Genomic DNA, 23,962 nt, shown 5'->3' on the forward strand with positions numbered 1-23,962 from the left:
TCACATGGAGCAGACACAGGCACTGGAGGAATCGGACCGCGAGGCACCGGAGGCCGCCCCCGGCGCCGGAGTCTCGCGGCGCGGCCGGTGGGCCGCCACCGTCGCCGGCGCGGCCGCCCTGCTCGCCGTCGGCGGCATGCTGGCCGCCACGGTGATCAAGTCACCGGCCCAGGCCGCCGCCGACGCACGGCCGCCGGAGCGCAGCGTGCTCACCTCGCCGGTGGAGTACCGGGTCCTGACCTCTTCGGTCATCGTCCGGGGGCAGGTGGCGGCCGGGCAGAGCGTGGACGTGGCACCTCAGATATCCGGCGGGGCGGACGCCGCCACCCCGGTCGTCACGAAGCTGCCGGTGAAGCAGGGGGCGACCGTCAAGGCGGGGCAGGTGGTCCTGGAGGTGTCGGGTCGCCCGGTGTTCGTACTGCCGGGCAAGGTTCCGATGTACCGGGACCTGAAGCCTGGCGCAAAGGGTAGCGACGTCAGGCAGCTGCAGAGGGCGCTGCACAGCCTCGGCCACGGTACGGGAAGCGACCCCGACGGGACGTTCGGCGCCGGCACCAAGACCGCCCTCAACTCCTTCTATGCAGCCATCGGTTACGATCCGCTGTCCGCCCTCGACGACGGCGGGGAAGGGGTGAAAGCCGCCCAGAAGGCAGTGACCCAGGCCAAGCGGGCGGTGGCGCAAGCCGAGGCGGCCGACGGCGCGGACGCGGAGCGCAATCTCGGCTACGCCCGGGAGGATCTGGCGGAGGCGCGAGCGGATCTGACCGCGGCGAAGGCCGCGGCGGGACCGCGGCTGCCCGCCGGTGAGGTCGTCTTCCTTCAGGGGTTCCCCGCGCGGGTGGACTCCGTGGCAGGGCGCGTCGGGGCGCCGGTCGACGGCACGGTGATGACGGTGTCGGCCGGCCGCCTGCAGGTGCGGGCCTATCTGCAGGAGCATCAGAAGGGTCTGGTCCACAAGGGGCAGCGGGTGCGCATCTACTCCGAGGTGACCGGAGTCCAGGCCCGCGCGACGGTGGGTTACCTGGCCGAGCCGTTCACCGCGCCGGGCGGCGGCGAGGACGACGGGCAGAGCGGTTCGTCGGGAGAGCAGGGCGCGGCCTCCGCCCAGCAGGGGCAGAGCGGGTACCTGCTCCGGGCCGACCCGGACCGGCCGCTGGACCCGCAGTTGGCCGGACAGGACGTCCGGCTGACCATCGAGGCGGCCCGCACCCACGGCAAGGCGCTGATCGTGCCGATCACCGCGCTCACCACCGGAGCCGACGGCCGTACCACCGTCACCGTCGTCGAGGCGGATGGCCGGCAACGGCAGGCCGAAGTGCGTACCGGAACGGCGGGCGACGGCTTCGTGGCCGTCGAGCCCGTGGGCTCGGCCCGGCTGGCAGAGGGCGAGCAGGTGGTCACCGGGGTCAAGCGGGAGGGGAGTGGTCCGTGACGGATTCCCTCTCGTCGCCCCCGGTCATCGAGCTCCGCCAGGTCGGGCTGACCTATCCGGGACCACCGCCGGTGGCGGCGCTCAAGCCCTGCGACCTGACGGTTCGTCGTGGGGACTTCGTCACCGTCGTCGGCCCCTCCGGCTCCGGCAAGTCCACGTTCCTGAACATCGCCGGACTGCTGGACGCACCCACACACGGGACGTACCTGCTCGACGGGCACGACACCGGAGCACTGCGCGACACCGACCGCACGGCGCTGCGGGGCAGGAGGATCGGTTTCGTCTTCCAGGCCTTCCACCTGCTGGCGCACCGTTCGGCGCTGGAGAACGTCGCCCTGTCCATGATGTACAGCGGCGTCGCCCGGGCAGAGCGGGTGACGCGGGCCAGGCAGGCGTTGACCCGGGTCGGGCTCGGGCACCGTATCGACGCGCTGCCCACCCGGCTGTCCGGAGGCGAGCGTCAGCGGGTCGCCATCGCCCGCGCCCTCGCAGGCGGACCGTCGCTGCTGCTGTGCGACGAGCCCACCGGGAACCTGGACTCGGCCAACGCCCACACCGTGCTCGAACTGCTGGAGGAACTGCATCGAGAACGGCTGACCATCGTACTGATCACCCACGACCCGGAGGTGGCCGCGCGCGGCGGGCGTACCGTGTCCATCCGCGACGGCGTGCTCACGGAGCGCCGGGAGGCAGCCGCATGACATCACCTGCGCGTGGACGCGGAACGACGGGCATCGACCGCTCCTCGTTCAAGGTGCGCGACCTGCTCTCCGAGGCCGGCGCCGGGATGCTGCAGCGTCCCGCCCGGTCGGCGCTGACCGCCCTGGGCACCGTGCTCGGTGTCGGCACCTTCGTCGCGATACTGGGGCTGACCTCCACCACGTCCTCCCAGATCGACTCCCGGTTCAACGCGCTCACCGCCACCGAGGTGACCGTGGAGGACGCCGTCCACGACCCCGACGGGCTGATCGGGCCAGCCTTCCCCGAGGACGCCGATGCCCGCATGCGCCGCGTCCACGGGGTGCGTGCCGCCGGGGTCTTCTGGACGGTTCGTGACGACCGGGCGTCGACCGTGCGGTCGGCCCCCGTCGCCGGGGGCGAGGGGAAGTCGATCGAAGTGGTCGCCGCCTCGCCCGGAGTGCTGCGGGCAGCCGTGCCGACCCTGGCGGAGGGGCGGCTGTACGACGACGCGATGGCCCGCCGGGGCCGGGTCGCCGTCATCGGTGAGGCGACGGCCGCGCAGCTCGGGATCACCACTCTTCAGACGCATCCGGCGGTGTTCATCGGGGATGAGCCGTTCACCGTCGTCGGCATCGTCCAGGACGTGCAGCGCAAGGCCGATCTGCTGCTCAGCGTGGTGGTCCCGCGCACCTCGGCGCAGGAGCTGTGGGGGCGGCCGGGGCCCGGCGAGGCAAGCATGCTCGTCGCCACGGAGTTGGGTGCCGCCCGGCAGGTCGCGCAAGAGGCCCCGACGGCGCTGCGGCCCGACCACCCCGAGTACCTCAAGGCCGTACCGCCGCCGGACCCGCGCGGTCTGCGCTCCGGAGTCGGCTCCGACCTCGGTCAGCTCTTTCTCCTGCTGGCCGGGATCTGCCTGGTCATCGGCGCGGTCGGCATCGCCAACACCACCCTCGTCGCCGTGCTGGAGCGGACGGGTGAGATCGGGCTGAGGCGCACCCTGGGCGCTCGCGCCCGGCACATCACCGCCCAGTTCCTGGCCGAGTCCGGAACCCTGGGGGCGCTCGGCGGACTTGTCGGCACCAGCCTGGGGGTACTCACCGTGGTCGGTGTGGCCCTGGCTCGCCACTGGACTCCCATCCTGCATCCGGGCACAGTTGCGGCCGCACCTCTGGTGGGGCTCGCCACCGGCGTCCTGGCCGGGCTCTATCCGGCGTGGAGGGCATCGCGCATCGAACCGGTGGAGGCGCTGCGGCGCTGATGGGTCCGTACAACATGTGGTGCGGCCTGGACGACGGGCCGCCGCTCGAGGCGCCGTCGGGGCCCGACAAGACAGACCTGCGCGGGCACAACCAGGGCACACGCTATGGAAAACACCACGGACCAGTGAGAACTACAGAACGTAGTTTCCCCGATAGGGGGTGTGCAGGCGGATGACCTTTACAGCCTTCGACCGGTTCAAGGCAGCGGACACCGCAATCAGCGCCCGGTCGTTCACCGTGGCGTGACCGCCACCGAGGCTGCGGCCGCCCTCGAGGAAGCCCGGCCGCAGCAGAACGCGACCGCGAGGACCTACCCGACGACGAACGCGGCCCCGCCGAAGGCTAAGTGGGGGCTCATCGCGCAGCTGCTCGCCACCACCGGCGGCGTCTACGACCCGGAGACCGGCGCCGTCGTCCAAGACCCGCTCACCGCCGACGCCGAAGACGAACCCGTGCAGCAGCTGCAGGACGAACAGCACCGCCAGGAGCAGGAAACCGAAGCCGCCCGCCGCGCCGCCCTCGCCCCGGACGTCCTGCGCCAAGCCCTGCTGGGCACACTGGCCCGCACCGGCCTGCTGGACTCACTCAGCGAGGACGAGCGGGCAGGCCGTGAGCCGACTACACGAGTCCGACCCGGCGGCCGCACTCGCCTTCAACGCGCTGCTCGCCCGCGCGTACGAGGCCGGCACCGCAGCTCGCGCGGTGACCGCGTCATGACGGGCCGCCCGGAGGAACTGGTGGTCGCCACGTGGGTCGAGCCGACGGCCCGTGGCACCCGCCACGAGACGCTCACCGCCAACGGCCAGATCCACGTCGACTACACCCCTCCGCTCGGGGAGTCGTACTTTGAGAGGCTTTTTGAGAGCGACGTCCGTTTCGCCGTTGGGGTTGGTTGAGGGCGGCTGGTCGCTCGCCTGCAGATCGTGCCTTGTGGTCGGCCCGGCTCGAACTCGGGGAGAGGCCGTACAACGCACAGTGCCCACCGCCTCTGGGCGATGGGCACTGAGCCTGGCCGTTCCCTGGAGGTAAGCCTTACTCACCTGCGGATTTAGCCCCAGAGGTCGTAGGCCTCGAAGCCGGTGCCGACCGAGACCCTTGTGGCAAAGATCCCGCTCGTGGCCGTACCGGCGCCCTTGTACAGATACAGGGTGCCGCCGGGGGTGCGGGCCAGGAAGTCCGCCAAGCCGTCGCCGTTGACGTCCCCGACCGCGTCGAAGGCGTTGTAGCCGGTCCAAGCGCTGCGGACCTTGATGCGGGGCGAGAAGGCGCCAGTGCCCGATTTGCCGGTGCCCTTGTACAGGTACAGGTCGCCGGTGCTCTTGTTGCGGGCGAGCAGGTCGGCCCTGCCGTCGTCGGTGAAGTCGCCGTGGCCGCGCACGGAGTTGTACTGGTTCCAGCCGGTGCCGACGCTCACCCGCGAGGCGAAGGTGCCGTTGCCCTTACCGGGATAGATCCACAGTGTCCCACCGGAGTCCACCGACAAGACGTCGGGCAGGTAGTCGCCGGTGACGTCACCCGGCGCAATGATCCGGGTGCAGGTCTTCCAGCCGGTGAAGATCTTCGTGTCTGCCCAGGAGCCGCCCGTGCGGGCGCGCACCGCGTTCTCGCCGCGATGCGTCGGGCCGGTGGCGGCACCCCCGCACGCTCAGGCACGAAGACCTGTGCGGAGTTCACGTTTGAGGATCTTGCCGGTGGCGTTGGTGGGCAGGGCGTCGACGAACTCGATCAGGCGGGGGTACTTGTAGCTCGCCATCTCTTGCTTGCACCAGGAGATGAGGTCCTGCTGGGAGAGCTCGGCTTCCGGGGTGAGGACGACGCATGCCTTGACCTCCTCGCCGTGGCTGTCGTGGGGCACTCCGATGACCGCTGCCATGCTTACGGCGGGATGGGTGAGCAATACTTCTTCGATCTCGCGGGGATACACGTTGAAGCCGCCGCGGATGATCAGGTCCTTGGTGCGGTCGACGACGTACAACCATCCGTCGGCGTCCCGGCGTGCCAGGTCGCCGGTGTGGAACCAGCCGTCGCGCATCACCTCGGCCGTCGCCTCGGGCCGGTTGTAGTAGCCCTTCATCACGTTGTGCCCGCGGACGATGATCTCGCCGATCGCGTCCGGGCCTTCCACCATGGATCCGTCCTCGGCGACCAGGTTCACCTCCACGCCCCAGACGGGGCGGCCGATGGAGCCCGGGCGCACCTTCTCGCCGCGCGGCGAGAACGTTGCCGCCGGGCTGGTCTCCGACAGGCCGTATCCCTCCAGGATGGTGACCCCGAACCGCTCGTGGAACCGGCGGTGGATCTCGACCGGCAACGCGGAGCCTCCTGAACCGGCGATGCGCAGGTTCTCGGCGATCCGTGCCAGGTCCGCGTCCGGGGCGTCCTCGCCGAGCAGTGCCCAGTACATGGTGGGCACGCCCGCGAAGAAGGTGACGGCATGACGCTGCATCAGGGCGAGCGCCGAAGCGGCGTCGAAGCGCGGCATCAGCACCAGCGTCGCACGCGAGGCGAGGCCGGCGTTCATCTGGACGGTCTGGCCGAAGGAGTGGAACAGCGGCAGGGCGATGAGATGCACCTCGTGCTCGACCTCGCCGAACAGCTTGTGGCAGGTGAGCGCGTTGAGCGTCACGTTGGAGTGGCTGAGCTCCGCGCCTTTGGGCAGGCCGGTGGTGCCGGAGGTGTAGAGGATGACCGCGGTGTCGTCTGCCCCGGAGGCGACCGTCTCGAAGTCGGTGCTCTGGCCGGCCAGTGCAGCCGTCAGCGTCTGGGCGCCCGCGATCGGGGAGTCCTCGGCGGGAGTGGCGGTCATCAGGAAGAAGTGCTCGCAGCCGGGGGTCGCGCCGAATCCGGTCCACCCCTCCTGGCCGAGGGGAAGCTCGGCGCTGCCCTCGAAGCAGAAATAGGCTTTGGCGTGCGAGTCGGCCAGGTGGTACGCGATCTCCCGGCCTTTGAGCAGCACATTGAGCGGAACGACCACCGCGCCGGCCTTGAGGATGCCGTAGTAGACCACCGGGAACCACGGCAGGTTCGGGCAGGACAGCGCGACCTTGTCGCCGGGCCCGACACCGCGTGAACGCAGCAGGTTGGCGACCCGGCGGGCGCTGGTGTCCAGTTCCGCGTAGGTCATCCGCTGGTCGCCGAGGACGACCGCGTCGCGGTCCGGCACGGCGCGGGCGCTGCTCTCGAGCATGACGGCGAGGTTCAGCACGGGGTCTCCGTAGGGTGTGTGGGGCGGGGACGGTGGCAGGGCGGGACGCGGTCAGCCACGCAGCGCGGAGGCGAGGATGCCGGGCAGTTTCCGCATGCTCGGCGCGGTGGTGAAGCGGGTGACGCGTTCGACGGTGGTCAGTGCGGTGCGGTTGGTGACGAAGTACGGCGGACGCGGGGACAGCGACGGGTCGCCCGTGACCAGACCGCGCGGCGCGGGCGCGAAGGGGGCGCGCAGTACGGTCTTTTCGACGTCCTCGAGCATGAACGCGTTGTGCACGAAGCCGGTGCCGCTGCCGATGTCCTGGCGGGTGTGGCCGGGAAAGGCGCCCCAGGGGGTGAAGCCGAGCAGGAAGCCCACTGCGGACCAGCAGTTGATGCCCAGGGTGCCGTAGCGCAGGCCGGCCATGGCGGTCTCCACCGCCGGCCTGTCGGTTTTCTCGGTTCTGGGGTGGACGATCAGGGTGGCGCCGAGGGTGCCGGGGAGGGTGTCGTTGGCGAAGTCGACGGCATGGCGCAGGAATTCGGCTGCGGTCGCGCCGGGCAGCCGTACGACGCCCAGGGCGCTGCCGAAGATCTCCTCGGTGATCAGGATGTCGTCGTGGTTGGTGATGTCGGGGACGAGGAGCCGGCAGCCGCCGCCGTGGGTCTCCGCCTGTGGGTGGGCGGCGAGTACGGCGGCCAGGCGGCGGTCGGCGCCGGGGTAGTAGTCGGTGCGTGGGGGCAGCTCGCGCAGCACCCGCCGGATCTCGCCCAGCAGCCGCTCGGTGCCATCCCAGTCACGTGGCAGGACCAGGACCTGGGTGGCGATGCAGTTGTGGCCGGAGTTGTTCATCTTGCTGGTGACGATGTGCTCGGCCTGGAAGCGGAAGTGGGCGTCGCTCCACGGCCCCGGTGCCACGATGCACGGGCTGACGCCGCCGAGTTCACTGCTGAAAGGCTTGGTGATCAGGGGCTGGTCGTCGCGTCGGCGCTGTTCGGCGTTCTCGTCGGTGCCCCAGACGATGGCGTCGTGGGTGCGGTCGCTGCCGGTGACATGGAGGGCGTCGATGCCCTCGTGGCGGGTGAGGTAGGCGCCTTCGGCGGCGCCGCCGTCGACGAACCGGACCCAGCCCTGTGCGATGAAGTCGGCGAAGACCTGCTCGAAGTGGGGGCGCAGATAGGCGTTGACGGGGTTCAGCTTCGCGATGACGACCTGGCCCTCGGCGTAGAGCTTGTGCAGGACGTCGAGCGCGGTGATGGCGGCGACGTTTCCGGCGCCGAGTACCAGGGCGACGGCAGGAGGCCCGGGCCGGCCCCGGTACTCGCCCGCCGCACGGTCGCGTACCTGCTCGGCGGTGACACCGGGGCGCATCCACACCTGGGCCGTGAAGCCGTTGAACAGCAGCCGGTCCCAGCCGGTGGCGGGGAAGACGCCGACCTTGGTACGGCCGTCCTCCTCGCGCACGGCTCCGGGGCCGAGGGGTTCCTCGCCACGGGCGATGCGTCGCAGAACGTGGAGACAAGCCGCGGCGTTCTGCGCCAGGGCCCACGGTCCGCCGCTCCAGTCCTCGGCCGCCGACGGCGAGTCGGGAGCGTATCCCTTGGCGCGGGCGCCGACCGCGGCCAGCTCGGCTGAGGCGGACGCCACGCGGGGCAGCAGCCGTTCGAGCAGGGCGATGCGTCTGGTGAGCGGCGTGGCCGACCAGGACCCGGCGCTCGCGCGCAGTTCCATGACGGCCCGGTCGAGAGAAGCGGTGTCCAGGGTGCTCGAGGTCACGTCATTCCTCGCAGAGGGTGGGGTGAGGGCGGGCGGGGCAGCCGAGTGAGGAGCGGCTGCGGCCTGCCGGGGCAGGATGGATGTCCCGTCGTCACGCGGAGAGCAGGCGCGCGTCCCGAGCCGGGTCGATGAGCGTGACGGCGGCGGTCCCGCAGAGCAGGAGCAGGGCACCGGTGATCAGGACAGCACGCTGGTAGCCCGCTGCCCCCTGGCTGTCCACCAGGCGCCCGATCAGTGTCGGGGCGATCAGGCCGGCGGTGGTCACCACGGCGTTCATGAGGCCCAGGGCCCCGCCGCGGCGATGGGCCGGGGCCAGTTCTGCGACGGTGGTGACGGCGACGCTGCCCATCGCCCCGGTGAGCCCGAATCCGATGACCAGGAGTACGACCGTCGTGGTACCCGCTGGAGCCGACGGCAGGACCAGGCATGCGGCAGCGCCGATGAGCAGAAGGATGCCGCCGACCCCGCCGCGAGCCCACCGGCTTGCGACGCCGCGGCGTAGCAGCCATCCGGCCACGCCCGCCTGTCCGAGCACCACGACGCCGCTCAGACCCCAGACCAGCATCAGCAGCCGTGCGGATCCGGCCGACGAATAGCCCAGGCCGTCGTGGAGGTAGGAAGGAAGCCAGACCAGGCCGAAGGCGATGACCCAGTAGGTGCCGAAATAGGCGGCCGTGGCACCGATCCAGGTACGGGTCGCGAGGATCCGGCGGTACGGCGTCCTGTGCGCGGCCGGACCCGTCACGGTTCCGGCCCCTGTCCCTGTCGCCTTGCCGGAGTCGGCCGAGACCGGGGAGCCATCGTCCGACGCGGCCGCGTACGGCCCCTCCCCGCCGAGGCGGACCCACAGCAGCGCCCACACCACACCGGCCAGTGCCACCACGGTGACGGCCGAGCGCCAGCCGTGGTGGTGGATCACCCAGGTCAGTACGGGAGCTGCGACCAGCACTCCCAGGGTGATCCCCAGCACGATCAGGGCCCCGGGCAGGTTGCGTCGGTGGTTGGGGAACCACGACAGGGTGGTCTGCTGGGCGACGGGGAACGCGGGCCCCTCGGCGGCACCGAGCAGAACACGAGAGGTGACGAGCACCGCGAGCCCTCCGCCCAGGGCCACAGGAGCCTGGGCGACGGACCACAGAGCGGCCATCGCGAGCAGCAGCCACTTGGGCCGTACGCGGTCCGCGAGCAGCCCCACCGCGGCGCCGCAGACCGAGAACAGCAGGAAGAAGGCGCTGCTGGCGAGTCCGAAGGCGGACGACGACAGGCCGAGGTCCTTGCGGATCGGATCGGCGGCGAGGCCGAGCACGGACTTGTCGGCGAAGTTGATCATCATGAAGACGACCAGCAGAGCGGTGACGACCCATGCGCGGTGTCGGCGGACCTTCTCGGTCCTCGGGTGGTGAGCGGGCACAGCGGGTACCACATCGGTGTCGGTCACAAGGGCTCCGCGGGAGACGGGCGAAAGGGGGAGGGGCAGGGAGTGGCCCGGACCGTGGTGTGGTCCGGGCGGTGCTCAGGAGAGCGGGACCCCGGCGATCGCGATGCGTTCCATGACGCGGCGCTGCGGGTAGTAGTCGTTGACCGCGTAGTGCTGGACGGCGATGTTGTCCCAGATCGCGACGGAGTCCGGCTGCCAGCGGAACCGCACCTGGTACTCGGGGATCCGGGCCTGCAGCACGAGTTCGTGCAGCAGCTCGCGGCTCTCTTCGTCGTCGAGTCCGACGATGCGCGTGGTGAAGGGTTCGTTGACGTACAGCAGTCGGCGTCCGGTCACGGGATGCCGGACCACCACGGGGTGCTCGACCGCCGGCAGGGTCTGGCGCAGCGCGGCGATCTGGTCCTCGGTCATCGTCGCGCCCCAGGTGGGCACCCAGTCGTGTTCGGCCGTGAGGCCCTCGATCCGCTGCTTCGTCGCCTCGGGAAGGTTGTCGTAGGCGGCGCCCATGTCCGCCCACAGGGTGTCCCCGCCGGAGGCAGGGATCTCGACGGCGCGCAGTACCGAGCCGAGAGCCGGGGCCGCCATGAACGAGTGGTCGCTGTGCCAGATGTTCTCGTTGCCCACGGCCATGGCGTCCTTGGCCAGCCGGGAGACGCCGGCCCGGTCGCCCGTGGGGAAGAAGGGGTTGGCCTCCGGCTCGCCCCAGAGCCCGGCGAGCGCGGCGTGGTCCTCCGGGCCGAAGTCCCGCTGGTCGCGGAAGAAGATCACCTTCCACTCCAGCAGCGCCCGGCGGAGCTCGTCGGCCAGGTCCGCGCCGATCGGCTGGGAGAGGTCGACGCCCGTGATCTCGGCGCCGATGTGCGGGGTGAGCGGGTTGATACCCAGGATCCGGTACTCGCCCGGAGCTGTGCCGGGTGCGGTGCGCTCCAGGATGCGCTTGCCGAACCGGATCAGGGGCTTGCCGAGAACGGGGTGGGGCGTCGAGACGCCGGTGCCGGCCATTGCGGTCCTCCACGGTGCGAACGGCTGATTTCGTTACCGGCAGTATCGATATTGGGATGTGAGGCCGCAAGGGCTCGGGGCAACGAATTTCATGAATCCGGGCCGGCGGCCCTCGCCGTCAGGGTTGTGCAGGGCGGGTCGGCGTCGCCGTCAGGGCCGCGCCGCCACCGCACGTGCGACCAGGTCAACCACCTCGTCGACGAAACGCCCGTCGAGCGGCTCCTGCTCGCCCAGCAGGCGGAACACCAGCGGCGCCGCCACCAGCGTCGACGCGGCCGTGACGTCGACGTCGGCCCGCACATCCCCCCGCTCGATGCCGCGCTCCAGAATGACGCGCGTCTGCGCCGTCACGCGGGCGCTGTACGTCGCGTACGCGCTCCGGGCGGTACCCGCCTTGGCCGCCGCGCTCATGAGCTCGGCCAGCAGACGGTCCGTCCCGGGCAGGCGGTAGACCTCCAGTCGCGCCGTCAGCAGCGCGCGCAGTTCGGCCCGGAAATCTCCGAGGTCGGCGACGGAAACCGGGCCGACCCGGCTCTCCGCGGCGGCGAGGATCAGATCCTGCTTGGTCGGCCAGCGCCGGTAGATGGCCGGTTTGCTCACTCCAGCGCGGGCCGCCACCGCGTCCATCGTGACCGCGTCCATGCCCTGCTCCGTGACCAGGGACAGCACCGTCTCGAGCACCGCCCGGGTGACCCGCTCCTCGCGTGGCCGCCCCGGCCCGCGCTTCTCCGCCTGGCTCTGCCGTCCTCCCATGACCACGAGACTAGAGGGCGCCCACCGGCTGAGGTGCACGAGGCGGGCGGTGTGACGGCGGAAAGCCGACGGGGAGCTCTGCCGCCGCTGTCGGACCTTCTGAACGGACTACCGGCGCGCCGGGGTGGGCGGGGCGCGCTGCGGTGGCGGAACCGCCCGATGGGGGTTCTGATCGTGTATGTGCGGTTGTTGCGCCGAATCCGTGAGGGCAGGGTCCCGTCGTGACTGGCTCGCATCACCAGGGCGACTCCCAGGGGCATCGGCTGGACGACGCCGTTCTGGCCGCACTGTTCTCGCAGTCGCCGGTCGGGCTGCACGTGCTGGACACGCAGCTGCGGCTGATCCGCGTCAACGCCGCCGCGCGGCTGATGCGGGGCTTCCCCGTCGATCAGATGGTGGGCCGACCGCTGCTGGACGTCCTGAACGCCTTCGACGTCGCCAGGCCCGAATTCATCGAGCGCACGGCGCGCAAGGTGCTGGAGACCGGAGAACCGGTTCGGGACCTCCGTCTTCACCTGCGCAACCGCCGGGATCCGGCGGCCGAGGCCGTGGCGTCGGCAGCCTGCTTCCGCCTTCAGGACCCCGATGGAACGGTGCTGGGCCTGGCCGTGGCGATCACCGACATCACCGCGCGTGCCAAAGCGGAGGGGCGGCTGCGGATGCTCAACCGGGCCGCCACGCATGTCGGCACGACTCTCGACATCTTCCGCACGGCCGAGGAGCTGTGCGACCTTGCCGTGCCGGACCTCGCCGACTCCATGACGGTGGACCTGATCGATTCGGTGCTGCGCGGCGAGGCTCCGGCCCCGGTGGCGGTGACCGAGACGGCATTGCTGCGGCGTGTCGGCTTCCGCTGCGCGGACGATTCCCAGCAGGGCCTGGCGACGGTCGGCGAAATCGGCACCTACCCGTTCAGGACGCCCTACCTGCGGGCCCTGTCGGACCTGGCACCGGTACTAATCCGGAATCTGGACGAGGACGGCGACTGGCTGGACCCGGCCCGCAGGCTCGACGCATGGCTCCTCGCCGCCGGCGTGCACTCCATGATCGTGACGCCGATGCGAGCCCGAGGCGTGGTGCTCGGACTGGCCTGCCTCTACCGCTGGCGCAATCCCACCCCGTTCGACCGCGACGACGTGGCCCTGGTGGAGCTGCTGGCCTCTCGCGCCGCACTGAGCCTGGACAACGCCCGTGTGTACAGCCGCGAGCGGTCGGTGGCGCGGATCCTACGACGCGAGCTGAGGCAACCCGCCGCAGCGGTCCGCTCCGCCGCGGAGACCGCGCACGCCTATGTGCCCGCGGGGGCCGGAGGGGGCTGGTTCGACATCCTTCCCTTGTCCGGGGCCAGGGTCGCTCTGGTCGTGGGTGACAGCAGCGGTCTCCCGATCAGCGCGGCCGCGGCCATGGGACAGCTGCGCGCCGCCATCGCGGCCCTGTCCGACCTCGACCTGTCACCCGATGAGATCCTGGAGCGGCTGCACGACCTGGCGAGCCGGCCCCTGCGCGAACCTGAGGCTGTCTCGCCGGGTGAAACACCCGACCACGTCTGGTCGGCGACCTGCGTGTACGCGGCCTACGACCCGGTGACCGGCAACTGCACGATCTCCAGTGCGGGGCACCCCCCACCGGCCGTCGTCCACGCGAGCGGGGAACCCGAGCTCCTCGACGTCCCCACGGGCCCGCCGCTCGGCCAGGGCATCGCGCACTACACAGTCGTGGAACGCATCCTCCCGGAGGGCAGCATCCTGCTCCTCAGCAACACGGAACTGCTGAGCACCGGCCAGGCCCAAGGGCAACCGCGCCTGCCGCTGGACCGACTGCGCGGACTGACGACCACGGCTCACGTCTCGCTTCAGGACACGTGCGACGCGATCGTCGAGGCCCTGGCCCCGGAGCAACCGTCCCGGGAAGCCGTCCTTGTCCTGGCCCGCCCACACACGTTCGACGCCGGACGGACGGCCTCCTGGAAGCTGCCCAACACCCCCGAAGCCGTCTCCCGTGCGCGAAACGTGGTCGTCACCCAGCTCGCCGACTGGGGCATGAGTGGCCTTGCGGACAGTACGGCACTGATCGTCAGCGAACTTGTCACCAACGCCGTTCGCTACGCGAACGGCCCCATCGAGCTCCGCCTGATCCGCGACCAGGCGCTGATCTGCGAGGTCACCGACGACAGCAGCACCGCCCCCCACCTGCGCCGCGCCGACGACACCGACGAGGGCGGCCGCGGCCTGTACATCACCGCACAACTCACCGACCGCTGGGGCGTCCGCCCCGCACCCCGCGGCAAGACCATCTGGGCTGAACAATCCATTCCCGCAACCAATCCTGGCCCCGTCCAAGATCACCAGCCCTGGCATGACCCTGATTGATGGCCACCTGGGACGCGGAGGCGGGCGGCAGGTCTTCGCAGCGCCGCGTTCCGGGCCCGCTCTGCAGGCCCCCCGGCTGGCCGACTGCGAGGGCCGCGACGCGGGGCCCGGACGGGACGCAGCGCCCGTTGCCGGGCCCGGCACGACGAGGTCAGCTTGCCGCGTCGAGCAGTTGCTGGAACGCCTTGTTGACGCGTAGTGCCTTCTGGATGTCTGTGATCGTGGCTTCGGGTGCGCCGCGGAAGTAGGAGCACGCAGTCGCCTGGTGGGCGACGACGAATTCCTTGATGCTGGGGTCCTTGATGCCCGGGTAGTCCTCGGTGTGTTGCAGGACGCCGTCGAACAGGTCGGGGACTACCGCGCCGAAGTCGTCAATGTACTGGTCCCAGTCACCGTCGAAGTTGCTCGCGAACATCAGGCGGGTGTCGTTGTCGAAGAGGACCCAGCGTGCGTCGTGGAGCGTGCCGATGCGACTTACCGCGTCCCTTCGCCTCTCGTAGTCGGGGCCTTCTGCGAACAGGTCGCGGATCTGCTGTGCGTGGCCGGGCTTGACGTTGAAGAAGAGGGTGAACTCGTTGGTTTTGCCCTGCTTGAGACCCGGGCGGCTGGGTGACTGTGCGTTCGTGGTCATATAGGACATCCCTTCTTGGAACAGCGCGGGTGGGGCCGCGGTAGGGATCGAGTCCGGTCCGGCCCTGTACACGCGGCTCAGGTGTCAGGTTCCGCAATCCACTTCAGAGCGCGGATGCCGGGCAGGAAGAGGTATTCGCCTCCCTTGGTCACGGCGAAGCGGGGCAGCCGCTGGAGCCGGCGGCGGATGGGCCGTTTGGGGATGGTGAAGGTGCCCGTGCCGTCGTTGCTCCCCACGATCGGGTCCTTCTCGCTGCCCAGGCCGACGAAGTCGCCGTCATTGGCCCACTGGGATTTGAGGAACTCGAACTGCCGGACGAGGTCGGTTCCCATGAAGATGAACACGATGCCGCGTTCGGCGCCGTCGTCCTGCGTCTGTCCTTCAGGGAGCATGGGGCCGTACGGGGTACCCCGGCGCAGGGCGCGGTGCAGTTTCACGTCCACCAGGGTGTCGGCCAGAGCGTCACGCGGGTTCATCCGACGGATGTGGGAGCCGAGCGGACACCGCTGGCCTGTCGGATCCTGCCCGTGGTAGGTGAAATCATTGACGCGGTGGGGATCGGTGGCAAGGTCTGGGTCGTCGTGGTCGGGCGCGAGGACCAGGGGTGCGCCGCTGGGCCAGCGGCCGACCATCTTGGCTGCGAGCAGTTCTTCTTCTTCGGGTGAGGAGGCGTTGTCCTTCAGATAGCGGCGGTACTCGGCGACCCGCAAGTGCAGTTTGCGGAAGGCTACGTAGGTACCGTTGCGGCCCAGGATGTCGGGCTGGGGCATGGGCGTGAGCCGGCCCAGCTCGTTGGCATAGCCGAGAAGGAACTCGCCGGCCTTGATGGTGGGGCCGAAGCCCGGCAGGTAGCCGTAGTCACCGCCGCCCATGTGCTGCGCGATGCTGGCCACGCCGGAGCCCTCGATGTCGGGCTCGCCGATGCCGTCCACGAAGCCCAGGTGGGTGCGCTTGGTAGGCAGTGCCGAGGCGTCCAGCCGGTAGATGACCGACACCCCGGGCAGATCCGCGAGGGTCTCGCGGGCCGTGGCCAGCAGGGCCTCCATAGCGGCGGCATCCGGGGCGAAAACGGAGATCGCAACGTGGACGTCCGTGCTGCCCAGCGGGGCATCCCAGTGCTCGGGACTGCTGTCACCGGTGTCTCCCAGCCGTCCGGCGCGCGCCGCCATGCCCTCACGGAAGGCGTCGGGGAAGCTGTCCAGCGATGCCTGCGGCACGCCGAGAGCCTTCAGCCCGCAGTGGCTCAGCGCGACGCTCAGCCACGCCCGGTTGGGGGGGTCCCACCACTGGGTCGCCGAGGCGACGTGGGGTACCAGCCGGGCGAGCAGCCGCCGGCCGTCGGCGGGATCGTCGATGCGTAGCAGGAAGTACGCGCCGGTGAAGGGCGTAGGGCGCTGCCTCAGCACAGTGCCCTGGATGTCGTCCAGTTCCAGCACCTGCTCCTCGGCCTGGCCCGCGCTGTCTGCCATCGTGGTCGTCTCCGTGTCGTGGTGGAAGTGGGTCCCGGGGTGGATGTGTGCAGGGGTCAGAGGTGAGGGACCGTGGTGGTCAGCGGCAGCACCTCGTCCGCGTTGCGCGGCTCGCGCCGTTCTTGCTGGTTGAGCCGGTGGCGTTGGATGGAGGAGTGGCGGTAGACCTCCTTGCGGGCCCGCATGATGTTGCCGAGAGGAGCGTGCTCGGCGGTGACCCGCCAGGGGGTGAAGGACAGTGCGTCCATCTTCTCCAGATTCTTCGGGCTGGAGATGTCCTGCCGCGGCAGCCGTAGCTTTGCCACGGTGACGGGCGGTGAAAGCTGCTCCGGCCATTCCACGGTGGTGTCCTCCACCGGCATACGTTTCAGGTCGGTGCAGAGCTGGACCTGGATGTCGAAGGCGTAGGGGCGCTCCTGCAGTTCCGCTTGCAGGGCGGGCCGGAAGACTTCCGCTGCGGAGGCCGGGTCGATGGTGCGCCGGACCACCGCGGCGGCGAAGTCCGGGTCGGGGGTGATGCGCACCTTGGCGATGTAGTCCCCGTGCCGGACCGCGCCCATCGTCCAGTAACTCGACAACAGCACGTTCGCCGGAGGGGTCTTTGCCAGGCGGAGGAAGGCCAGGAACTCGTCCCACGCCCAGTTGTCCTGGTCGAGGGTTCCCTTTCCGGTCACGAACTCGGTGAAGAAGCGGTGTGCGCCAGGCCGGCCCTGGGAGAAGTAGGCGGCCGCGTTCAGGAACAGCTCCTGAATGAAGAGGTAGTGCTCCACCGTGTTGCAGAAGAAGATCGGTCCGTTGATGTTGGCGTAGTCGAAGGTGCCCGTGTCCGGCTCGTCTTCCAGCAGGGTCGGCCCGGGGATGTCGAACATCTTCAACGCCAGTCCGGTGGCGGCGCCCAGTCGTGCGTCGGCACCGGCGTGAGGTGAGCCGTTGGAAAAGCGGATGAGCGCATCGTGGCTTCCCGGTGTCGCGTAGATGCCCTGGGCGTACTCGGCGGGCAGCCCGTCCAGGATCTCCACCTGCCCCCGGATGAGCCCGTAGCCCTTGGCGTGGGCGTCGCGCAGGGCCTGTCCGGTGCCGCCGGCCTCGACCGAGTCGGCGATGTAACTCTCGGTCTTCGCGATCACCGTCTGCACGTGCTGGTCGAAGTCCGGGTCCTGTACCTCGACGTCAGGTGTGTAGCGGACGAACTGTGCTGCCATGATTTCGACCTCTCCTCGAAGACCGTGATGGCGCCTCAGCGGTGGGAATAGCTGTTCAGTCCTCGAGTTCGGCGAGCCAGCGTAGGGCTCGCAGCCCCGGCACGAAGCAGTACTCGCCGCCGCGGGTGACCACGAAGCTGGGCAGGTTCCGCAGACGGCGCCGGACCGGCTTGTCGGGGATGGTGACGCTGCCGGTTCCGTCGTGATGTCCGGCCACCGGGTCCTTCTCGCCGGGGTAGCTGATGAAGTTGCCGTCCTCGACCCACTCGGCCTTGATGAACTCGAACTGCCGCTCAAGATGGGCGCCGATGAAGACTCCCACCAGGCCGCGGTCGGCGCCGTCGTCCTCCAGCACGCCCTCGGGCAGCGGCGGGCCGTAGGTGGTGCCGCGGCGGATGAGCCGGTGCATCCGCGCGTCGCCGATGATGGTGGCGTCGCGGGGGTTGTTCCGGCGGATGTGCGCCCCGGCGGGGCACCGCAGGCCGCGATCGTCGTTCTCTCGGTACAGGAAGTTGTTGACGCGGTGCGGATCAGCCGCCAGTTTCAGGTCGTCGTGCTCCGGCGCCAGGGCCAGCGGTGCCCCGCTGGGCCAGCGCCCGATCATCTTGGCCGCCAGGAGTGCTTCTTCCTCCGCGGTGGAACTGTTGGCGCGCAGGTACCGGCGCCAGGCCGCGACGTTGGTGTGGATCTTGCGGACGGCCGCGTAGGTCCCGTTGCGCCCCAGCACGTCAGGGCTGGGCATGGACGGCAGATTGCCGGTTTCGTCGGGGTAGCCGAGGATGAACTCCCCGGCCTTGATGGGGGCTTCCTGCGGGTTGGAGCCGGGCAGTCCGACGCCCTCGATGTTCGGATGGCTGATGCCGTCACGGAAGCCGAGGGTGGTGCGCCCGGTCGGAAGCTGGTGGACGTCCTGTTGCCAGATCACCTGGACACCCGGGGTCTCCTGGTAGGCGACTTGGGCGCGTTGCAGTTCCTGGTGCAGCTGCTCCGCGTTGGAGGAGAGGGCGCTCAGCGCGATGTGGACATCGCCCGTTCCGAAGGGTGGCTCCCAGTGGTCCGGGGCGTTCTCGCCCACGTCGCCGATCAGCTCCGCCCGGGCGGCCATGCCCTCACGGAACGCCCGCGGGAAGCTGTCCAGCGACTCCTGGGGCACCCCCAGAGCTTTGAGTCCCTGGTAGGTGAACGCCACCGCCACCCAGGCGTCCTGGCTCGAATCCACGCTGGGCAGACCGCCCGAGGTCACCGGGAGCAGCCGCCGCAGCAGGCCACGCCCGGCGTGGCGGTCGTCCACGCGCAGGAAGATGAACTTCCCCTCGTACGGGACGGGCCGCGGGCGCAGCGCCGCGCTCTGGACGTCCTCGACCTCGACGCGCACACCAGCCGCGCTGGCACTGTCTGCCGTGCTCATGATCGTTCGTGCCTCCGCATCGATCCCTGTGCGGGCAGCCCCGCAGCGAATGGTGCGCGCCCGCCGACGCCGTTCACCGAAGTGGGGTCGGCTCTGAGGAGTAGCTGTGTCAGGGGTCTAGGCCGAGGCTTCTTCCAGCAGCTTCTGGAAGGCAGGCGTGGCCACCAGATCCGCGTTGGCCGGGTTGTCCAGCGCCGCCCGGAACTCAGGGGTGTCCAGTACCTCCTCGAACGCCTCCTCCACGCGGTGGTCCTTGTAGATCTGCTGCACGGTCAGATCGGGATAGGCGCTGACGAAGACCCCCGCAGGCTCCTGGTGGGCGAGGAACCACTCCTTCACCCCCGGATCTTTGACGCCGGGGAACCCTTCGCTGTGCGAGAAGACCTTGTCGAAGCGGTCCCCGACCACCGTCTTGGCGAAGTCGTCGATGTAGGTGTCCCAGGAGCCGTCGAAGACGCTGGCGAACATGAACCGGGTGTCGTTGTCGAAGATCACGTGCCGTGCGTCATGCAGGGTGCCGATCTGGCGCAACGCCGCATGGACCCTCTCGTCACCCGACGGGTCGGCGAGCGCGGCGAGATCCTCACGCAGTGCATCCGCATGGCCCGGCTTGATCTTCGTGAAGACCGTGAACTCGCTGCAGACCCCGTCAGCCCTGCCCGGGCGCTCGGAGTGAGCTGACTGAGCTGCACCTGTCGTTGCAGTCATCGTGAGACTCCCCTGCCACGGATCGGTGCGAGGGTCACCAAACGCCGGGGCACAGGGCGCCATCGCCCTCACAACCCCATCCTCACCACGGAGAAGCACCCCCGCATCTTGGCCCCTGAGAGGCCACACGGGAGCGGCGCTCCGATGCCACCGCCTTCGCGTCCTGAGCCGCTCCCGAGGACAGATCCAGTCGGGGGCAGGAAGATGGGACTGGGGCGTGCGTCCTGATGGGATCGTCATCGTCACCTTCTCGGTCGGCCACTCCCGCGTGGCCGTGAAGCCGCGGCGCGGCCTATCGCACAAGCCCCCCGCCGCGCCGCGCAGGCGGCCCGGGGTGCCTGCCGCCGCCGGAGCACTGCTCGACTGGATCGCCACCCTGACCCCAGCTGGAGGCAACCATGGGCGCAGTTCTCGGTGACGTGCTGGGTTTTGCGGCTGGCGTCGCGATCAGCCCGCTTCCGATCATCGCCGTCATCCTCGTCCTCGCGACGCCCCGGGGGCGTCTCAACGGGATCCTTTTCACCGTCGGCTGGATCCTCGGGCTGGCGGTACTGGGCGCGGTGATGCTGGCGATCGCCTCCCCCGCGGGTGCCTCGGCCCACAAGCACCCGGCCACCTGGGTGGGAGCGCTCAAGCTTGCTCTGGGCGTGTTCCTCGTCTTCTTCGGCGCCCGGCAGTGGCGCCGGCGCCCGAAAGATTCCTCGCAGGCAAAACTGCCGAAGTGGATGGGCGCGATCGACCGCCTCACGCCGGTCAAGGTCTTCGGACTCGGCACGGCCCTGGCCGCGCTCAACGCCAAGAACGCCCCGCTGACCATCGCCGCGGGCGCCGCCATCGGCTCGGCCGGGTTGCCGGTCGGGCAGCAGGTGGGATCGCTGGCGATCTTCGTCGTGATCGCCACCCTCGGCCTGCTGGTCCCGCTGGGAGTCTTCCTTCTCGGGGGAGAGCGGGCCAGGACCACGCTCGGCAACTGGAAAGACTGGGCAGCTCAGAACAATGTCGCCGTGATGGCCGTCCTCTTCTTCGTCCTCGGCCTGAAACTGCTCGGAGACGGCATCTCCATCCTCACCTCCTGACACAACCACCACCCCCGTTCCGGCGGGGTCCGAGCACAGACGTAGGCCTGCGGCCCGCGCCAGGCACATGCCCGGCGACAGCGAGTTGCCGCTCGCACGATGCGCGCCGTGGATGCGCACCACTGCACCCAGTGCGCATCCATCCAGCGCGGTGGTGCGGCTACCGGTGCAGAGCCACCACGGTCTCCACCGCCGCATGAGCCCGCTTCGCGAAGCAGGTGTCGGCTGCGCGGGACCGGATGAAGACTTCCGTGCTGAAGAAATACTTCACGCCAGTGGCGGATGAGCAGGTCTGTGGGCGCCGGGTGACGGTCTACAAGATCATCGGGGGCTCCTAGGTCGCGTATCGAGTCGTGATCAAACTGCCTGCTGCGTGAGCCGGTGGCGGCCGCCTGCGGCAGGTCGCGTGAGATCATCCGTCCATGAGCAGCGACCTGGAAGTAAGTGCTCTGGCGATCAATGTCACGATCCCACAGGCGCTCCGCTGGACGGACACTCGACGCGGTGAAGCGTTCACGTTGACCACACTCAACGTCCGGCTTCTCCCGGATGGCAGCGTCGGAGACCAGGGCCGACAGTTCGGGTTTATCGGGGACAGCCGTGCCGGGGCGTTACTGACCTCGGCTCTTCAAGGTGACGCGAGAATGTCGAGGGTCAGGCCGGTGCCCGCTATGAAGCCGTCGAGAGTGTCGGGCCGGTACTGAAGGCGCTTGAGCCGGTTGCGTACGAGCGCTTCGAGTCGGTCCAGGGCGACCACGGCGAGATTGGCCAGACTGCGCTTGACGTGCGCCCACACCCCCTCGACCGGGTTGAGGTCGGGCGAGTACGCGGGCAACAGGAACACCGTCAGCCATTCACGTTCGGCGATCAGCTCACGCATGGCGTGGGAGACGTGGGTGTTCAGACGGTCCCACACCAGCACGATCGGCGCCTTGACGAGCTGATGGACGCCGTCGAGCAGTGCGATGAAGTCACGCTCGCCCATGCTGCGGCGCTTGCCTTTGCCCGCGGGGTGGGTGCGCAGGCGGTGGCACAGGCGGGTGCGGGAGCCGGGCCGCATGGCGATCAGCCCGGCCACCGACAGGCGCCCCGAGCGGCGGCCGCTGACGGTCACGACCGGGGTGCGGCCGCGTCGGCCCCAGGTGCGTCCCCTGGGCGGCCGGCGGGTGAACCCGGCTTCGTGCTCGAAGCAGATGTAGCCTCCGCAGGCCGCCCGGGCTCTTTTACCTCGGCCCAGGTCGCCTCCTTCCACGCGGTGACGGCCTGCTCGTCGCGTTCTGCGACCCGCCGTGCGGGGACCTGCGGGCTGAAGCCGAGCCGGTGCATCAGCCTCGTCGCACCCGAGACGCTGTAGGAGACGTGGAACTTCCTGCCGATCAGCGTGGCCACCCGAGCGGCGGTCCACACCTGGTCCTCCACCCAGCCGTGCGCGGCCGGCCCCTGCTCCAGGTACGCGGCCAGCTTCTCCAGACATCGCGGGGACAGACGGCACCGCGACCCGCTCGGGCCACGGGAGGCCAGAGCCTGAACACCGCCGGTCCGCCACAACTGGTGCCATTGATAGGCCGACTTCACGCTCACCCGCAGGCGTCTTGCGACCTCCGACGGCTTGATCCTCTCCTCGAACAACTCGGCCGCCTGCATCCGTACCGTCTCCCGGCGCCGCCGCTCCGCGGCGGTCAGCCCGCCCCCATCCGCATACCTCACACACCACGGGATACAGCCATCGCCCAAGGCCCGTCAGGGACTTCGGAAGAGTTCACCCTGACGAGCCGAGGTCAGTATCTCCCCATCCCTCACAACCAACCCAACGATCGGTGATCGGAAAGGCACTCCCTAGGGATGCCGGGGTCTGTCAAACGAACGGCCCTGTCGCACATTCGGTGGTGACGGAGAGTCGTGAGGGTCGTTGACATTCCCGTGAAGGATGTCAACGAGCTTGTGCAGACGGTGTTTTCGGGCCTGTCCCCGCTGGTCATAGAGGACGTCACTGATGAGGGCGAGCGGATCGTGGTGCGAGCCCGGACGCCGACGGAGGCCGCGGTCTGCCCGGTGTGCGGGGCGCCGTCCGGGCGGGTGCACGGATATCACTGGCGGACGGTGGCCGACGTGCCGGTCGACGACCGCCGGGTGGTGGTCCGTGTGCGGGTGCGGCGACTGGTGTGTCCCACCCGCGGCTGCCGCCACACCTTCCGCGAACAGGTGCCCGGAGTCCTGGAGCGATACCAGCGACGCACCGCCCGCCTGACCAGGCAAGTCAAAGCCGTGGTCAAGGAGTTAGCGGGCCGAGCGGGTGCACGCCTGTTGACGGTACTCGCGGTGGGCCTGTCGCGTCACACGACTCTGCGCACCCTACTGCGCATCCCGCTGCCCGCAGGCCGGACACCCCGTGTGATCGGCGTCGACGACTTCGCCCTGTGCCGACGTCACCGCTATGCCACCGTGGTGATCGACGCCGAGACCCATGAGCGGATCGACGTACTGCCCGACCGCACCGCCGACACCCTGGAAGCGTGGCTGCGCGAGCATCCGGGCATCGAGGTCGTGTGTCGTGACGGCTCGGCGACCTATGCCGAGGCCATCCGTCGAGCCCTGCCTGACGCGGTCCAGGTCGGAGATCGCTGGCATTTATGGAAGAACCTGTGCGAAGCCTCCCTGAGCGAGGTGAAGGCACACAGCGCCTGCTGGGCCACCGTACTGGACGCGCCGATCTACGACGGGCCCCGCGCCCAGACCACCCTCGAACGCTGGCACCAGGTCCACGGCCTCCTCGACCAGGGCGCCGGCCTGCTCGAATGCGCCCGCCGCCTGCAACTCGCCCTGAACACCGTCAAACGCTACGCCCGAGCCGACCAGCCTGAACGGATGCTCCGCGTCCCCAAATACCGCGCCAGCCTCGTCGATCCCTACCGCGAGCACCTGCGCAAACGCCGAGCGGAGGACCCCGCCGTCCCCGTCAAGCACCTCTTCGAAGAGATCAAGACCCTCGGCTTCACGGGCTGCCTGAACCTCTTGCACAAGTACATCAACCAAGGCCGCGCGGACGCCGACCGCAGCCACATCTCCCCGCGCCGGCTCGCCCGGATGCTGCTGACCAGGCCCGACAACCTCAAGGTCGAGCAACACGAGCTCCTGGCCAAGCTCACCGCCGCCTGCCCCGAGATGACCCAACTCGCTGCCGGTATCAGAGGCTTCGCCCCGCTCCTTACGCCGCACCCCGACAACGCCGATGCGCTCACGCGCTGGATCGCCCAAGTCCGAGCAGCCGACCTGCCTCATCTGCACGCCTTCACCCGGGGCCTAGACCGGGACATCGACGCCGTGATCGCGGGGCTCACGCTTCCGTACAGCAACGGCCCCACCGAGGGCGTCAACACCAAGACCAAGCGGATCGCGCGCCAGATGCACGCGACGAGCAGGCTTCACCCTGCTTCGGCACCGCATTCTCCTCGGATAGCAGCACGCTCCGTCACCACGGGAGTGTAAATCTAACGGCGGATCCGACGATCATGGGAGAGACGTCAAGTGACTGACACCGCCGTGGAGTTGGAGACCGTGGAGCCTGTCGAGA

At 69.7% G+C, this 23,962-nt stretch carries 18 protein-coding genes and 2 pseudogenes; 7 read left to right on the plus strand and 13 right to left on the minus strand.

Annotated features, from left to right (window positions below; genetic code table 11):
• Positions 1-4 precede the first annotated feature (4 nt).
• The 4 genes from AB0950_RS38140 (at position 5) to AB0950_RS38155 (ending at position 4,268) form a co-directional block, all read left to right on the plus strand.
• Complete coding sequence (locus tag AB0950_RS38140) at positions 5-1,432, plus strand: peptidoglycan-binding protein (RefSeq protein ID WP_366780536.1); 1,428 nt, start codon at positions 5-7, stop codon at positions 1,430-1,432.
• On the plus strand, positions 1,429-2,133 hold the full coding sequence (locus AB0950_RS38145) for an ABC transporter ATP-binding protein (protein ID WP_360576181.1): 705 nt from the start codon (positions 1,429-1,431) through the stop codon (positions 2,131-2,133). Before AB0950_RS38140 ends, AB0950_RS38145 begins: the two co-directional genes overlap by 4 nt.
• Positions 2,130-3,371, plus strand: a complete 1,242-nt coding sequence (locus tag AB0950_RS38150; protein WP_360576182.1) for an ABC transporter permease — start codon at positions 2,130-2,132, stop codon at positions 3,369-3,371. The genes AB0950_RS38145 and AB0950_RS38150 overlap by 4 nt, the downstream gene beginning before the upstream one ends.
• Positions 3,372-3,614: 243 nt before the next feature.
• Positions 3,615-4,268 carry a hypothetical protein gene (locus tag AB0950_RS38155; RefSeq protein ID WP_366780538.1) on the plus strand — a complete coding sequence of 218 codons (654 nt, stop codon included), beginning with the start codon at positions 3,615-3,617 and terminating at the stop codon, positions 4,266-4,268.
• Between the two features lie 152 nt (positions 4,269-4,420).
• On the opposite strand, the pseudogene AB0950_RS38160 reads toward AB0950_RS38155, so the two are convergent.
• From AB0950_RS38160 to AB0950_RS38185, 6 genes and pseudogenes are all read right to left on the minus strand, one after another.
• A pseudogene (locus AB0950_RS38160) lies at positions 4,421-4,957 on the minus strand (VCBS repeat-containing protein); the annotation flags it as partial.
• A gap of 60 nt (positions 4,958-5,017) precedes the next feature.
• Positions 5,018-6,577, minus strand: a complete 1,560-nt coding sequence (locus AB0950_RS38165; RefSeq protein WP_366780539.1) for a long-chain fatty acid--CoA ligase — start codon at positions 6,575-6,577, stop codon at positions 5,018-5,020.
• Positions 6,578-6,628: 51 nt separating this feature from the next.
• A complete protein-coding gene (locus AB0950_RS38170) occupies positions 6,629-8,335 on the minus strand; it encodes an aldehyde dehydrogenase family protein (protein WP_366780540.1) in 1,707 nt (568 codons plus the stop codon).
• A gap of 91 nt (positions 8,336-8,426) precedes the next feature.
• A complete protein-coding gene (locus AB0950_RS38175; RefSeq protein WP_360576188.1) occupies positions 8,427-9,773 on the minus strand; it encodes an MFS transporter in 1,347 nt (448 codons plus the stop codon).
• Between the two features lie 75 nt (positions 9,774-9,848).
• Entirely contained in the window at positions 9,849-10,775 is a 927-nt protein-coding gene (locus tag AB0950_RS38180; protein WP_366780541.1) for a TauD/TfdA family dioxygenase, read from the minus strand.
• 150 nt (positions 10,776-10,925) lie between these two features.
• On the minus strand, positions 10,926-11,528 hold the full coding sequence (locus tag AB0950_RS38185) for a TetR/AcrR family transcriptional regulator (protein ID WP_366780542.1): 603 nt from the start codon (positions 11,526-11,528) through the stop codon (positions 10,926-10,928).
• 221 nt (positions 11,529-11,749) lie between these two features.
• Between AB0950_RS38185 and AB0950_RS38190 the strand changes: the two genes are divergently transcribed.
• Entirely contained in the window at positions 11,750-13,897 is a 2,148-nt protein-coding gene (locus AB0950_RS38190; protein WP_366780543.1) for a SpoIIE family protein phosphatase, read from the plus strand.
• Between the two features lie 151 nt (positions 13,898-14,048).
• Here AB0950_RS38190 and AB0950_RS38195 read toward each other — a convergent pair whose 3' ends face one another.
• From AB0950_RS38195 to AB0950_RS38215, 5 genes are all read right to left on the minus strand, one after another.
• Positions 14,049-14,528, minus strand: a complete 480-nt coding sequence (locus AB0950_RS38195; RefSeq protein ID WP_360576194.1) for a hypothetical protein — start codon at positions 14,526-14,528, stop codon at positions 14,049-14,051.
• Positions 14,529-14,605: 77 nt separating this feature from the next.
• Positions 14,606-15,997, minus strand: a complete 1,392-nt coding sequence (locus AB0950_RS38200; protein WP_366780544.1) for a Dyp-type peroxidase — start codon at positions 15,995-15,997, stop codon at positions 14,606-14,608.
• Between the two features lie 56 nt (positions 15,998-16,053).
• Positions 16,054-17,199 carry a catalase family protein gene (locus tag AB0950_RS38205; protein WP_366780545.1) on the minus strand — a complete coding sequence of 382 codons (1,146 nt, stop codon included), beginning with the start codon at positions 17,197-17,199 and terminating at the stop codon, positions 16,054-16,056.
• A gap of 55 nt (positions 17,200-17,254) precedes the next feature.
• Positions 17,255-18,607 carry a Dyp-type peroxidase gene (locus AB0950_RS38210; RefSeq protein WP_366780546.1) on the minus strand — a complete coding sequence of 451 codons (1,353 nt, stop codon included), beginning with the start codon at positions 18,605-18,607 and terminating at the stop codon, positions 17,255-17,257.
• 117 nt (positions 18,608-18,724) lie between these two features.
• Entirely contained in the window at positions 18,725-19,315 is a 591-nt protein-coding gene (locus AB0950_RS38215) for a hypothetical protein (protein WP_360576201.1), read from the minus strand.
• A 398-nt stretch (positions 19,316-19,713) separates the two neighbouring features.
• Between AB0950_RS38215 and AB0950_RS38220 the strand changes: the two genes are divergently transcribed.
• The gene (locus tag AB0950_RS38220) at positions 19,714-20,391 is read left to right on the plus strand and encodes a GAP family protein (RefSeq protein ID WP_366780547.1); all 678 of its coding nucleotides are present in this window, start codon (positions 19,714-19,716) and stop codon (positions 20,389-20,391) included.
• 628 nt (positions 20,392-21,019) lie between these two features.
• Here AB0950_RS38220 and AB0950_RS38225 read toward each other — a convergent pair.
• Positions 21,020-21,586: a transposase gene (locus AB0950_RS38225; protein ID WP_366780548.1), complete on the minus strand. Its 567-nt coding sequence runs from the start codon at positions 21,584-21,586 to the stop codon at positions 21,020-21,022.
• Entirely contained in the window at positions 21,502-22,074 is a 573-nt protein-coding gene (locus AB0950_RS38230) for a winged helix-turn-helix domain-containing protein (protein ID WP_366780549.1), read from the minus strand. The genes AB0950_RS38225 and AB0950_RS38230 overlap by 85 nt, the downstream gene beginning before the upstream one ends.
• A gap of 231 nt (positions 22,075-22,305) precedes the next feature.
• On the opposite strand from AB0950_RS38230, the pseudogene AB0950_RS38235 reads away from it, so the two are divergent.
• Positions 22,306-23,848: pseudogene (locus AB0950_RS38235) on the plus strand (ISL3 family transposase).
• Positions 23,849-23,962: the final 114 nt, after the last annotated feature.

It is taken from the genome of Streptomyces sp. NPDC007189, from assembly GCF_040703635.1.
GTDB lineage: Bacteria > Actinomycetota > Actinomycetes > Streptomycetales > Streptomycetaceae > Streptomyces.